The 12,275-nt window shown below is 41.5% G+C and carries 13 protein-coding genes and 1 pseudogene; 3 read left to right on the top strand and 11 right to left on the bottom strand.

Annotated features, from left to right (window positions below):
* Positions 1-142 precede the first annotated feature (142 nt).
* Positions 143-679 (bottom strand): DUF2798 domain-containing protein, encoded by a 537-nt coding sequence (locus MKZ16_RS31775; protein WP_076105113.1) that lies wholly within the window; start codon positions 677-679, stop codon positions 143-145.
* Positions 676-1,242 (bottom strand): TetR/AcrR family transcriptional regulator, encoded by a 567-nt coding sequence (locus tag MKZ16_RS31780; protein WP_076105114.1) that lies wholly within the window; start codon positions 1,240-1,242, stop codon positions 676-678. The genes MKZ16_RS31775 and MKZ16_RS31780 overlap by 4 nt, the downstream gene beginning before the upstream one ends.
* 413 nt (positions 1,243-1,655) lie before the next feature.
* Here MKZ16_RS31780 and MKZ16_RS31785 point away from each other — a divergent pair, with 413 nt between their 5' ends.
* On the top strand, positions 1,656-2,057 hold the full coding sequence (locus MKZ16_RS31785) for a RidA family protein (protein WP_036682315.1): 402 nt from the start codon (positions 1,656-1,658) through the stop codon (positions 2,055-2,057).
* A 137-nt stretch (positions 2,058-2,194) separates the two neighbouring features.
* Here the strand turns inward: MKZ16_RS31785 and MKZ16_RS31790 are convergent, their stop codons facing one another.
* Positions 2,195-3,607, bottom strand: a complete 1,413-nt coding sequence (locus MKZ16_RS31790; protein WP_036682317.1) for an alanine/glycine:cation symporter family protein — start codon at positions 3,605-3,607, stop codon at positions 2,195-2,197.
* Between the two features lie 449 nt (positions 3,608-4,056).
* Positions 4,057-4,644, bottom strand: a complete 588-nt coding sequence (locus MKZ16_RS31795; RefSeq protein ID WP_036682318.1) for an NAD(P)H-dependent oxidoreductase — start codon at positions 4,642-4,644, stop codon at positions 4,057-4,059.
* A 121-nt stretch (positions 4,645-4,765) separates the two neighbouring features.
* Between MKZ16_RS31795 and MKZ16_RS31800 the strand changes: the two genes are divergently transcribed.
* On the top strand, positions 4,766-5,203 hold the full coding sequence (locus MKZ16_RS31800; protein WP_076105115.1) for a MarR family transcriptional regulator: 438 nt from the start codon (positions 4,766-4,768) through the stop codon (positions 5,201-5,203).
* Between the two features lie 447 nt (positions 5,204-5,650).
* Here the strand turns inward: MKZ16_RS31800 and MKZ16_RS31805 are convergent, their stop codons facing one another.
* The 7 genes and pseudogenes from MKZ16_RS31805 to MKZ16_RS31835 form a co-directional block, all read right to left on the bottom strand.
* Positions 5,651-6,532 (bottom strand): SMI1/KNR4 family protein, encoded by an 882-nt coding sequence (locus tag MKZ16_RS31805; RefSeq protein ID WP_076105116.1) that lies wholly within the window; start codon positions 6,530-6,532, stop codon positions 5,651-5,653.
* Positions 6,533-6,754: 222 nt separating this feature from the next.
* Complete coding sequence (gene hprK, locus MKZ16_RS31810; RefSeq protein WP_036682323.1) at positions 6,755-7,672, bottom strand: HPr(Ser) kinase/phosphatase; 918 nt, start codon at positions 7,670-7,672, stop codon at positions 6,755-6,757.
* 118 nt (positions 7,673-7,790) lie between these two features.
* Entirely contained in the window at positions 7,791-8,867 is a 1,077-nt protein-coding gene (locus tag MKZ16_RS31815; protein WP_076105117.1) for an ankyrin repeat domain-containing protein, read from the bottom strand.
* A gap of 249 nt (positions 8,868-9,116) precedes the next feature.
* The gene (locus MKZ16_RS31820) at positions 9,117-9,353 is read right to left on the bottom strand and encodes a YiaA/YiaB family inner membrane protein (RefSeq protein WP_305953738.1); all 237 of its coding nucleotides are present in this window, start codon (positions 9,351-9,353) and stop codon (positions 9,117-9,119) included.
* Between the two features lie 27 nt (positions 9,354-9,380).
* Positions 9,381-9,593 (bottom strand): annotated as a pseudogene (locus MKZ16_RS31825) (YiaA/YiaB family inner membrane protein); the annotation flags it as partial.
* A gap of 229 nt (positions 9,594-9,822) precedes the next feature.
* Positions 9,823-10,107 carry an alpha/beta-type small acid-soluble spore protein gene (locus tag MKZ16_RS31830; RefSeq protein WP_036682328.1) on the bottom strand — a complete coding sequence of 95 codons (285 nt, stop codon included), beginning with the start codon at positions 10,105-10,107 and terminating at the stop codon, positions 9,823-9,825.
* A 75-nt stretch (positions 10,108-10,182) separates the two neighbouring features.
* On the bottom strand, positions 10,183-11,370 hold the full coding sequence (locus MKZ16_RS31835) for an MFS transporter (protein ID WP_076105191.1): 1,188 nt from the start codon (positions 11,368-11,370) through the stop codon (positions 10,183-10,185).
* Between the two features lie 293 nt (positions 11,371-11,663).
* Here MKZ16_RS31835 and MKZ16_RS31840 point away from each other — a divergent pair, with 293 nt between their 5' ends.
* Positions 11,664-12,245: a TetR/AcrR family transcriptional regulator gene (locus MKZ16_RS31840; RefSeq protein WP_036682330.1), complete on the top strand. Its 582-nt coding sequence runs from the start codon at positions 11,664-11,666 to the stop codon at positions 12,243-12,245.
* Positions 12,246-12,275: the final 30 nt, after the last annotated feature.

Genomic DNA, 12,275 nt, shown 5'->3' on the forward strand with positions numbered 1-12,275 from the left:
TTATGCTTTCATTGTTATATAGGAGGGCTTACCCGAAGATATCGGGCAAAGATTTGAGTTTCAATTATTCAACCAAAACATCATTATACACGGTAATAGAAAAGCTCTCAAACGAATCGCTTCGCCTGAGAGCTTATTTAGGTTAGGAATTTTGTTCTGATAATCCATGTATAGTTACGCCAACAGCGCTGGATTTCTTTTTGTCCTGAGAAGCATGTAGCTTTACCATCACAAATCTTGCAAACGGCTGTATTAATATACTTTCAGCGAACAGTGCAATTAGGAAATTTCTTGGCCAATTGGCTAAGAAGTGATTAAACGTTTGAGAACTCAACCCGTTTCCGATAATGTCTCCAATAAACGTCATACAAAATGACATCCCTAGTACGGTGAACAAGATACGGAATAGGATTTTGGCGTTGAAGCTATCTGTGGATTGTGTGAATGTAGCTGTCAGCTTTTCGGCAATACGGCCAATAACAACAGGCTCAATAATCATGACAATTACCCAAATGATCGGAAACACCTTAAGAATCGTTAAGGCAACCTCACCATTAAATTCTCCAACCCCTAAAATGATATTTATTGAAGACATAAACAGTACCGTCAGTGTACAAATGATTGCACCATATAATGCCCCCTCCTTACCGTTTCTTGGTAATCTTGCTTCTTGATTCATGATGTTCTTCCTTTCAATATTGTCGGTAATAGTTTGGCGATAGTTTTTAAGGGAGTTGTAGATTTTTGCGTTAGGCACAACATCATCGCCCCTTCAATCGAAGCCGTCATCCACAAAGCCATATCGGAGGCTGATTCCTGCGAATAACCTTCAGTTACAAGCTTATCGCAGTAAATTCGTTCCATGTTCTCATAGAGCAAGCTACATGCCTGGCGAACAGGTTCACTCACCGTAGCCATTTCACTGACAATACTGCTAAAGGTATATCCGGTAATCGTGCCCTCAGTTTCTAAGTTGTGAACTAACTTGTCAATCATGGATTGTGTAGCTTCTAACGTCGATGAATGCTTTTTAAAAATATCCTCAATATCTATCGTAATTGCTTCATTTAAGCCCTTTAAACAAGCAATTAATAGTTCTTCTTTTCCATTTGGAAAATGATGATAAAGCGCTCCTTTGGTCACATTACAGGCTTTTAAAATTTCACTCACGCCTACATTTTTATATCCTTTTTGCTGAAAAAGAAGTGTCGCCGTCTCAATCATTAGCGATTTTGTATCCACAATAACGTACTCCCCCTAACATACCAACCGGTCTGTTTGTTATTATAACAATATAAAAATGATTAATGTAAGTCTTTTTTGCTTTTTTTCAAAAAATATTTCATTATTTTCATTTATAACAGCAAAAAAAGCTTAGAAAATTGTGTCGAAAGTGGAATTGTTGCAGTATCACTTGGATTAATGATATCATTCTGAGGAAACTTATCTTACTTTAAATATGAAGGAGGAATACCCGGTGAAAAAGAGATCGCTAAAATATCTATCTTTTGGTATTGGGTATTCTACTGCTGTTTTTTTCTAGAATTAATTATTGATAGGATAGGTCTGTCAAAAATTAAAAGAAACTAAAAAACAGCGGAGATATATAACTTAGATCTCGTTATGTATCTTCTATTTAAAGGAGAATTCACAAAATGAACTTAAATAATAATGTTATTACAAGATATAATCCAGAGAATATTGCTAAACCGGTTGGTAACTATAGTCATGTAACAAAAATAAGTAGAAATGCTGAAATGTATGTATTTTCTGGCCAAATTGGAATCGATCAAAACAATCATATCCCTACAGATTTTAACCAACAGGTAACAAATACGATGAGTAATATTGTTGAAGTCCTTTCTTCTCAAAGGCTAACACCTGATAATGTAATCAAAATCAACATTTGGGCTACGGAAGAAATCGATTGGAACCATTTCTATGAAATTTGGAATAAAGTATTCGGCATGACACCTCCTTCAATGACAATTGCTTATATTAAAGGATTAGGGTTACCTGAATTAAAAATTGAGTTAGATGTATGGGCTGCTGGTTAAACCCTAAATCAAGAGGGAGTAATTTAATTTTCTGTACACAAAACGAGCCTTAGAAGCGATTCTAAAGGCTCGTTTTTCTAACTACCCCTTTATACCAAAAAGGGCTCAGTTTCCTGAGCCCTCAAATACTTACCCTACTATGTTTTTATATCTGAAGAATTGTCCCAACATTCCACGTTCTCCAAACCCTCTATGCTATCTTTATAAAAGACAGGGTCCTTGCCTGCACGCTTCTGGCGCTTATAATCCTGCAGGGCGGCAAAGGCCACCTTAGATAATAGAAGAATAGCGATCAAATTCACGATGACCATGAAGCCCATAAATAAATCAGCCAAATCCCATACCAATTGAACCTTAGCTACGGAGCCAAAAATAATCATCGCCAAGACGCTGTATCTATAGAATAGTAATACTTTTTTATTGGAGTTCAAGAATTCTATATTGGTCTCACCATAATAATAATTTCCGATTAACGTACTGAAAGCAAACAACAAAATCATGATCGCTAGGGATCCAGAGGCCCACGAACCAATATGTTCGCTTAATGCCGCTTGTGTCAGCTTAATTCCATCCAGCCCTGGCTGTTTATACGCATCAGATAACAAGATAATAAAAGCAGTACTCGAACAAATAAGTAACGTGTCTGTAAGTACACCCAGCGCTTGCATCAGCCCTTGTTTCACCGGATGACTAGTTGTTGCAGTTGCCGCAGCATTTGGAGCACTACCCATCCCCGCTTCGTTGGAGAATAGTCCTCTTTTCACCCCTTGCAGAATGACTGCCCCAAAAGATCCCCCCGCGATTTGTTCAAATCCAAAAGCACTTTTCACAATAAGCGCCAGAATCGCCGGTATTTCCGTAATATTAATTAACATAATAATAACAGCGGCCCCAATATAGATCCCTGCCATTACCACTACAATATATTCGGACATTCTAGCAATACGTTTAACCCCACCAAAGATAACAGCCGCAAAAGCAGCAGCGACTACAAGTCCAAGAATCACCCGATTAGTGCCAAATGAATTCTCAAAGGCCACTGTAATCGTATTGGATTGAACTGCATTAAATACAAGACCAAAGGATAACGTGATCAAAACCGCAAATACCGCGCCCATCCAGCGTTTTTTCAGGCCTTGCTCCATATAATAGGCGGGACCACCACGAAATCCAGTCTTGTCCTTCACTTTATACACCTGTGCCAGAGTACTTTCAATAAATCCGGACGCTGATCCAATAATAGCTATGACCCACATCCAAAAAACAGCTCCTGGTCCACCTATTGCGATAGCAATTGCGATCCCTGTAATATTCCCTGTCCCAACCCTTGCTGCCATACTGATACAGAAAGCCTGAAACGACGAAATGGAATCTTTTGACCTTTCATTGGACTCTTTAAGGACCCTAAACATTTCTTTAAACATGCCAAACTGAACAAACTTCGATCGAATGGTGAAATAAATTCCACAAACAATAAGCAGAACCACCAAAATTTTCGACCAAAGAAAGTCATTTGTTGCGCTAATCATACTGTCTAACATTTGTTGCATGTGAATCCGCCTCTCCATTGTGTCGATACCCAGTTCCTGAACCTTAAGTTACATAGTATTTTCAAATATAACAGCCCTTATTTCAAAAGCCAACAAAAAAAATTAGCCAGCAACACCATACCTCACACCGGTGTGAGAGCTATTTCTCCATCTTCATCTGAGCCACAAGCTGCTTTAGAATAATATAGGCTTTTTTTACATTAATTATATTTAATCACATACGAGTTGTATATAATTAAGGCTTTCACAATTAATAGTAAATAAGGAGGCTGAATAAAAAAAGCAGCCGGTGGAAGAAATGTATGACTACAATGTATGCGCGTATTTATATCGTGGAAAACATTTGGTTTGATCCCACCGTTGTTTTGAACCATCCAACTATGGGATCGCTTGAGACATCCACTTCCAGTATTATCTTGAATAATCATAGAGCAGATATTTTCGAGGTATTAATTAGCCACAGCTTTAAAATATTGGTACACCTGATTTAACTTCTTATCATGTTTCCCTTTCGGACTCTCCATATTCCCAAATTCGAAAAACTTCACTTTCTTGATGCCACAATATTGAAATAATGCTTTTCTCATCAGCACTTTATGGGAATTATTCAACCAATATAAAGGATAGAGGGTCGGCCCCTTCATGCTGGAAATGCAAACCACTGACTTTCCTTTCAGCAGCCCTTCGGGGATGAGGCCACCCTTTTCTCTGTAAGCGAAATTAGAAGCAAACATTTGGTCAATATAACCGAGCAACATCGCGGGGGGACGTCCCCACCAGATTGGATACACAAACACAATTTTATCGGCCTGACGAATCTGCTCCCGATACTTCTCGAGCTTGGGATCAATATGCATGTCTCTTCTACGTTTATTTTCATTAAAGACCAGCACAGGATCAAATTGCTCTTCGTAAAGATCAAGGACCTCTATCTTCGTGATCTTTTGATTCTCATTACTTCCCTGAATGACTTTATTGAAAAAAGCATAACTTAAACTTTTATGATTCGGATGTGTATAGATGACTAAAACGTTCATTGCTCCACCTCTTTAATTATCATTTGATAACAAAATGGTATCACAACCGTTATTTAGTTGTCAAATGATAATTGTATTATGATAATTATTTTGTTAATGTTTACAATAAGAGGTGATCCTTATGGACAAACAAGCGTTTTTTCAGAAAATTGTTACCTTTACGACAGCAGTCCATGAAGTAACATTTGACTTTACCAAAGATGTTAGACCGGAAGGCATTACGCCCGTTCAATATAGTATTCTGGAATATATTGCGGTTAGCCAGCCTGTTACCCTCAGCCAAATCAGCGATTGTAAGAATATCTCTATGCCGAATACCAGCCGTGAGCTCAAGAAATTAACAGAAAAAAACCTGTGTGAGAAGCTTGATGTCGCCGAGGACCGGCGTAAGCAAATGATTCGGTTGTCTGATGCTGGACAAGCGATGATGAACGAGGCTTTTGAACGGATCGGTGAACGTTTTCTGAACCGGATTAAAGAGGTTCCCCCAGAGGAATTAGCCGAGATTAACCATGCCCTCGATATCCTGCAATCTAAGGTGTTTAGCACCCAGCAATGATCCGAGAAAAAGACAGCAGAGCAGCGGTTCCCCATTAATGGGGGCACCGCTGCTCTGTGTTTTGGGTCGTTGGTTAGCTGACTCAAGACCGATTATTGGCTAGTAAAACCCAACGACTTCGAATCAGCCTCACCTTCAGCTAAATCGCCGAATCGTATTCGTCCACTGAGGCTTTCGGACCCAGATGACGTTATTGGCATGTTTTTAGCCTTTTGTGCGTAGTTTCGGACTCCAGCGACGCTATTCCTATGAATCGGGTTCATATTGGGTGTTTTTTATGCCAATAGCTGCTATGCGGTCCGTTGGCATTCCAAATATGCGAAAAAGCTGCATTTAAGGTCAGCTGAGTCCGAAAGACGCTTCCCTAATAATCACCTAATAGAAAAAGGCACTCCTCTTAAGGAATGCCTTGATTTGATTATAAGTATTCTTAGCCAGCGAAATGGACTATTTCACCAGTCCGCTGATAAAGGTCTCAAAATTATCAGCCAAACGTGTGATTTTGTATTTGTTATCCCGATCTACATGAATAACCTCAGGTTCGCCATCATTCCCGAACTCGCGGTAATCCAGCATTACCACTTCATTCTCAGAAGGACAATCACAAATCACCACGCCAACTTCAGGATAACGTCCATTTTCAATCACAGTCCGGCTGCCTGAAGCTCCACACAGCGACTTATTCTTATCTCGTCCAATTCCGAGGATACCAGAAATCGTAATAAATTCTCCTGTTCCCGGAATCGGATAACGATTGTTATGAGGAATTCCCCCATTATGTAACTTCATCATATCCACATAGGAAGCAGGCAGCTTGAAGACCAGCTCTTCTTGTACTGATGTAATCAATGCATCTGAAGGCGGATCAGAGATATATTCTGAGAACGCATACTCGCTGTCATCCCAGAAATTAGTGGTATCCAACGCGATTACAGGCTTCTTAGCAGGTTTGCTTACAGGCTTTTTCGCAGCTTTTTTAGCCAATTTACGTTTGATCCAGCCCAGAAACTCCAATGTGTCTTCATCATCAGGCTCCAGCTGATCGGCAATCGTAAACGCTTTTAAAGCTTCGTCATATCTTTTCAGGTAATAATAAGAAACCCCGATACGGTAATGCCAGAGCGGGTCACCTTCACCCTCTTCTTCAATGCTCAGATACTGCTCTAAAGCCTCTTCATATTGCCCGAGATTATTAAGCGCCCTGCCCAAATGACTAGTCAGAACATAATCTCTTTCCTCTTCAGGAATTTCCGTGATTGCATCCACGATTTCTTGAAATTCATCTTCCTCATGCCATTCATCCAATTTTGCCAATAACTCATCACTCATCATTAATACCTCCTATTAACGATCACTCAAAATACCTATTAGAAATTATACCATTTCTAACCTATGCCCAGCCAATAACGCATGTCCTAGCCATATCAATCAAAAGACAACTTCCCTTTTTGCTGTGAAAAACAGACCGCAGCGTTTATCTGCGGCCTGTTTTTCGTATACAGAAAACCATTTATTTATGGGTAACTATAATTGCTGCCTTCTATCTTGCCTTTACGACTGCATCCCGTTTTCGATCCTCTGCAGGAACTCTTCAGCGGCACTATAGCCAAGCTGCTTAAGGTACCAATTATTCGCAGCCGCTTCGATCAGGCCAGCCACATCGCGGCCAGGCTGAAGCTGAACTTCAATATGCGGAATTTGCACGCCAAGATAGTCTGTGAACTGGGGTTCGATTTCGAGCTCATTATTCAAGGAATTCTCCCGCCATGGTGACAACTCGATGTCGAGTACAATTCGTGTCTCTTCCTGAAAAGCTCTACGCCCGTACTGCCGTACAACATTGATCAGACCAATACTGCGCAGCGCTAGGAATTCACGGGTCGTTTCATTATGTGTGCCAAGAAGCGTAGCCGGTCCCAGCTTCTTAAGCACAACTACATCATCGGCCACAAACCGATGACCTCTTCTAATGAGCGTGTGAGCGGTTTCGCTTTTTCCGATCCCGGACTTGCCTCTCAATAGGACCCCTATGCCGGACACGTTCACACACACTCCATGAATTGAAAGTTCAGGCGCCAGCGCCTTCACCAGATAAGTATCAATCTTTGCGATGAACTCTGACGTCGTCTCTTCCGTTCGAAGTAGTGGTATACCTTCTTGGTCGCAGAATAAAGTCAAATAAGGAATCTCCTGCTGACCCGTCGTCACAATAAAGCATGGGGGATGATACTTAACGATATTGCCAATATGTAACTTGCGTTGCTCAACGCTTAGCTTTAGCAGATAATTGATTTCTTTGCGGCCCAATACTTGTACTCGCTTCATGGGGAAAAAATCGAAGTAACCCACGAACTCCAGGCCAGGTCTATGTGTCTTTGAGCGAGTAATCTCACGGTCCATGCAGCTAGCACCCGCAAGCACTTCCAGCTTAAACGTTTCCGTAAGGCTTTGAACGGTAATCGATTTCAATGTTGTTCTCCTCCTGTGGCTACGTATTTTGAATACGTAATACGGTTACCGGGATATATTCAACGACGAATAGAATGATTCCTGCAAAAGAAATAGGCAGATCAAGAGATATTAACAACTATGTTCCTTCAAGATAATTAATAAGGTATATCTCCGGCTGCGTGAGAAATTCTGCAAAACTACATAAATCCGCGTACGTCTGATGTTCCACGTCGTAACAGCCGATCAGGCCTTTTTTCTTCGGATTCCACATAAGCAGCAGATCAGAGTAATTATCTATATCGGCTGACAGACGGAGCAGCTTTTGCCGGCCGATTTTCATTTCAATGGTATCAGTTAATGTGAAAAAGTCGATATATCTAATTTCATATTCATTTTGTGTTAGCTCAAGACGCAGATTTTTTCCAGTAAGAAAGCTAACCAATTCATCAGACAATTTATATTTTCTCAGCTCAAACTTCTTGTTCTCGATATCATGAAATTCAGCCGGCTCTAACGATTTCAAATAGTCAGCCAAAGCTGTATTCTTATTACTCACTGCAATGGTGTACGGGCGATCGCCATCTTTTTCTGCCAAGGTAACGTCTGCGCCACGTTCAATCAAAAATTGTACCATCGCTTGATTACCCATTCTTGTGGCAACTGTTAACGGAGTCGCTTGATAAGGATAGACCATATCGGATTTGTTGTAATTAATGTCCACCCCATGATCCAGTAAATAAGTAACGGTCTTAAGGTCATGATCTGACACCGCTTTGCGTAATACACCCCCACCATGCTGCTTAATATCTAATCCTAGCTCATGTATGAGCGGGATATTGTTTTTGTTGCCATAGTAGGCTTGCGAATATGCACCTGACTTGACCTGATTAAGCTTGTCCAGTTTAGCCCCTTGTGCTGCAATATAGCGGACGATATCTTCTTTGCAATAGCGAACCGCGAGCAAAAAAGCCGGATTATTCTTCACATTCAGATTTACACCGTGCTGTACCAGCAGCTTTATGACATCCATTCTCTCTGATATAAGCGCCAAATCTAACGGGGTTAACGTAGTATATTGGCTAAGGACGATGCCCTCTTCAATATCCCAGCCTGCTCTAATGGCAGCCTCTAATTCCGGAATGTTTCCATTGTAAATATGCATGGCCATTTGCGGCAGTTCCTCGAACTTCCCTATATCCTTCAGACGGATCATCCATTATCCACTCCTACTTCAAGTATTATGAAGAGTATAGAGAACCGTATAGTAAAAAACAATCCAAACTAAGGATGTTGTTCTAACAAATAGTCCTCATAATGTTCAGATCGGCAAGATTATTGCTGCTATTTCAAAAAAATAAACAGAAGCTCCGTTAATACACGAAGCTCCTGTTTACAATTTATGATGGTAAGTAAAGTTGAAGCAGCTTGCTGTTGGCAGCGAGAAAGCTGGCTATATCCCTCTTTATCCTTGGATGTCCCGTCTCACCTCTTGCTCGGCAAGAATCTCGTTATCTTCCGCGTTATCCCGCGTCACTTTCTGAACGCCAATAGCGCTATAAGAAATCAAGAGAATAACAGCTATGTAATACCCCTTTACATTTAATTCAAATGGAGCATTGTAAAGGCCAATAAAAAACATCGCATACCCGATAATCAAACCCACAAAAGCCATAATTGTGAAGGCCCCTGTGTTTCTCATCCTGTGTTTAGGGTTATCCAAACGAAATTCTTTATCCTCTGTATTGTCCCTAACCACCTTTTGCACAACGATACAGGAAATCGTAATTAACACCATACAAAGCAAATAATACCCTTTTACGTTTAGCTCCCAAGTGTCGTTGTACACTCCCAAACAGAATAGAAAAAGTCCTGCCCCCAATGCAAAATACGATGCCCCCGTAAAAGCAGCCGTGTTGCGTTTGCGATATCTCTGATTCATCTGATAATTCCTCTCCCACTACAGACTTGAATGATGATATATCCTTCTCCACTATACCGTGGAACATCGGTAAAATTCTACCATGAATCAGGTTGTTTTAGGGAATTTCAGGATTTTTTTTACTATACAAATATAAAATAACGCAAACACCGAAAGGACGGTCTCAGTCCCATACAATATAGGACAAAAACCGCCTCCCGCGATCTCAGCAACATATATTAGAAAAATGCTACTGCCTTTCCTGGTCCACCAATTGCTGCTGTGCGAGACGAATCATTTCGCGGACCATCGATCCACCAATTTTACCGCCGATCTGGCCCACCGATTCTGTGCTCAAATGACCATTTTGACCGTGCTCCAAAGGGACACCCAGTTCTTTTGCAACTTCGTATTTCACATCATCAGGCCGCTCCGGATCTACGTCATACCCCTCGCGGCGCATCACTTCCGCTTTAAAAATTTGCATTCCGCGGCTGGCTCCCGGCACTGCATATTTCCTGTTTCTTCTAGACATCCTTATCCCCTCCCAAACCTGTTTTAAATAACATGCCCGGAAACCGGAACCTCCACCCTTATTGACTTGCCCCGATTATTTCCAAGCAGGGCGCCGTTGCAACGCGGCATTCGTAGCACGCAAGGTTACAGCCCAAAATAAAAAAGCCACAGCACTAACAGAAGCTCCAAGCCAACATACCCCGTTCCAGCCATAGTGAGAATATATTTGAGTGGAAGCAATCGATCCGGTAGCACTTCCAATGGAGTAAAAAACCATATACCCTGCGGTGAGCCGACTACGTGCCTCCATGCGCAAGGTAAGTATGATACTTTGATTGGTGACATGCACCGCCTGCACAGCCAAATCAAGCAGAACAATACCAACGACCAATGCCAACAGCGACTGCTCCGTAAAACTGATAAACCACCATGATATCAACAATAGAAGTAATGCTATGCCTGTCGTTCTCTGTCCATGACCCTGATCAGCTAGCTTTCCCGCCCGCGCAGCAGCTAATGCTCCCACAATTCCCGCCAGACCAAATGCCCCAATTGCAGTATGTGAAAGTGATAACGGCGGAGCACTAAGAGGCAAGACCACAGAAGTCCACAGAATACTGAAAGCAGTAAAAATCAGCAAAGCCAGAATAGCGCGGATACGCAATACTCTCTCTTGCACAAACAACATAAACACTGAACTAAGCAGCTGAGCGTATGACAGTGTTTTTACCTCACGTTCCACATTTGGCAACACCCTAAATAATGTACACACCATACAAAGCATTAAAGCAGCAGAAACAAGGTATACGGAACGCCAACCTGCAAGATCTGTAAGTATTCCTGAAATGGATCGCGCAAGAAGTATTCCAATCACAATTCCACTTGTGACCATGCCTACGACTCGCCCGCGTTCGGCAGGGGCAGCCATTGTCGCCGCGAACGCAACAAGCGTCTGTGTTACAACAGCGAGTAGTCCCACTGAGGCCATACCTACGAATAGTACCGTGCTGGAAGAGGCAGTACCCACGATAATCAAAGCCACCACAGATAATAACATCTGGCCGATAATCAGGCGGCGCTGATTCAGTAAATCTCCTAGTGGCACGAGCAGTAACAGCCCCACTGCATAAAAAATCTGCGTGATAGTAATAAGAATACCAATGGTTGAATAATCAATACCAAATTCTCTCGACAAATGATCAAGCAACGGTTGTGCAAAGTAGATGTTTGCAACCGACATCCCGCAGACAACGGCAAACAAAAGTGTCATATAACGAGGCATCGAGGAAGCATGAATAGAATCAGATGGCGTATGCGTCTCTTGTGACGAAAGCTTCTCTTTAGTCCCTTGCATTTTGGACACACCCTTTCTCTGTTAAATTTAAATCGCAAACACTTTCCATACCGATCAGTATGTTATTGTGCTCAGTAAATTTATCTCACAAAACAAATGATGTCAACATAAATATTTGATGCCACCGACTTTCATTTGACAATTTATACGACTAGTTCTAGTATTATAAAATACTGTTCGGTAATCAATTATTGAAATCAAATATAAAGAGGGGTGTTATAATGGCTCGAACCCGTGAATTTGACGAGGAAAAAGTATTAGAATCAGCTATGGAGCTATTTTGGGAGAAGGGATATGAGGCTACCTCATTAAGTGATTTAACTTCCAGAATGGGCATCCAACGCCCCAGTATATACTCAGCTTTTGGAGACAAAAAAGAATTGTTCGAAGCTGCGCTACGTAAATATACGATGTCCCATGCTTCTCGTGTCCGAGCCCAACTTCAAAGCAATCCATCCGTGAAAAAAGCCTTTCGTAGTTTTTTTGAAGATGTGGTGGCGGAGGAGTATTCAGGCAGTGTGAACCGAGGATGTTTTTGCATCAATACAATGGTCGAGCTGGCACCTCATGATGAGAAATTCGAGATCCTTACAAGAGAACATCAAATGTATCTATCGGTCATATTTCAAGAAACTATTGAACGCGGTATACAATCAGGTGAACTTAAGGGTGGTGTAAATGCGAAGGCCTTGGCACAAGCACTAATCGTATCGCTAATAGGGCTTACTGTACTCTTGAAATCCCGCCCGGAGCGATCCTTTGTTGATAACGCGATAACAATGATACTTACTTCGCTTGATTGATTCAGAGTCTTGATTTAAGTCAATGCCCGG

Source organism: Paenibacillus sp. FSL R5-0928 (genome assembly GCF_037970385.1).
GTDB classification, from domain to species: Bacteria; Bacillota; Bacilli; order Paenibacillales; family Paenibacillaceae; genus Paenibacillus_AQ; species Paenibacillus_AQ odorifer.

Excerpts from the sequence above, each read along its gene's own strand:
- MKZ16_RS31775 (WP_076105113.1), bottom strand. The coding sequence starts at position 679 with ATGAATCAAGAAGCAAGATTACCAAGAAACGGTAAGGAGGGGGCATTA.
- MKZ16_RS31800 (WP_076105115.1), top strand. The coding sequence starts at position 4,766 with ATGGACAAACAAGCGTTTTTTCAGAAAATTGTTACCTTTACGACAGCA.
- MKZ16_RS31840 (WP_036682330.1), top strand. The coding sequence starts at position 11,664 with ATGGCTCGAACCCGTGAATTTGACGAGGAAAAAGTATTAGAATCAGCT.
- MKZ16_RS31815 (WP_076105117.1), bottom strand. The coding sequence starts at position 8,867 with ATGATCCGTCTGAAGGATATAGGGAAGTTCGAGGAACTGCCGCAAATG.
- MKZ16_RS31785 (WP_036682315.1), top strand. The coding sequence starts at position 1,656 with ATGAACTTAAATAATAATGTTATTACAAGATATAATCCAGAGAATATT.
- MKZ16_RS31835 (WP_076105191.1), bottom strand. The coding sequence starts at position 11,370 with ATGCCTCGTTATATGACACTTTTGTTTGCCGTTGTCTGCGGGATGTCG.
- MKZ16_RS31790 (WP_036682317.1), bottom strand. The coding sequence starts at position 3,607 with ATGCAACAAATGTTAGACAGTATGATTAGCGCAACAAATGACTTTCTT.
- MKZ16_RS31805 (WP_076105116.1), bottom strand. The coding sequence starts at position 6,532 with ATGAGTGATGAGTTATTGGCAAAATTGGATGAATGGCATGAGGAAGAT.
- MKZ16_RS31820 (WP_305953738.1), bottom strand. The coding sequence starts at position 9,353 with ATGAGAAACACAGGGGCCTTCACAATTATGGCTTTTGTGGGTTTGATT.
- MKZ16_RS31830 (WP_036682328.1), bottom strand. The coding sequence starts at position 10,107 with ATGTCTAGAAGAAACAGGAAATATGCAGTGCCGGGAGCCAGCCGCGGA.
- MKZ16_RS31795 (WP_036682318.1), bottom strand. The coding sequence starts at position 4,644 with ATGAACGTTTTAGTCATCTATACACATCCGAATCATAAAAGTTTAAGT.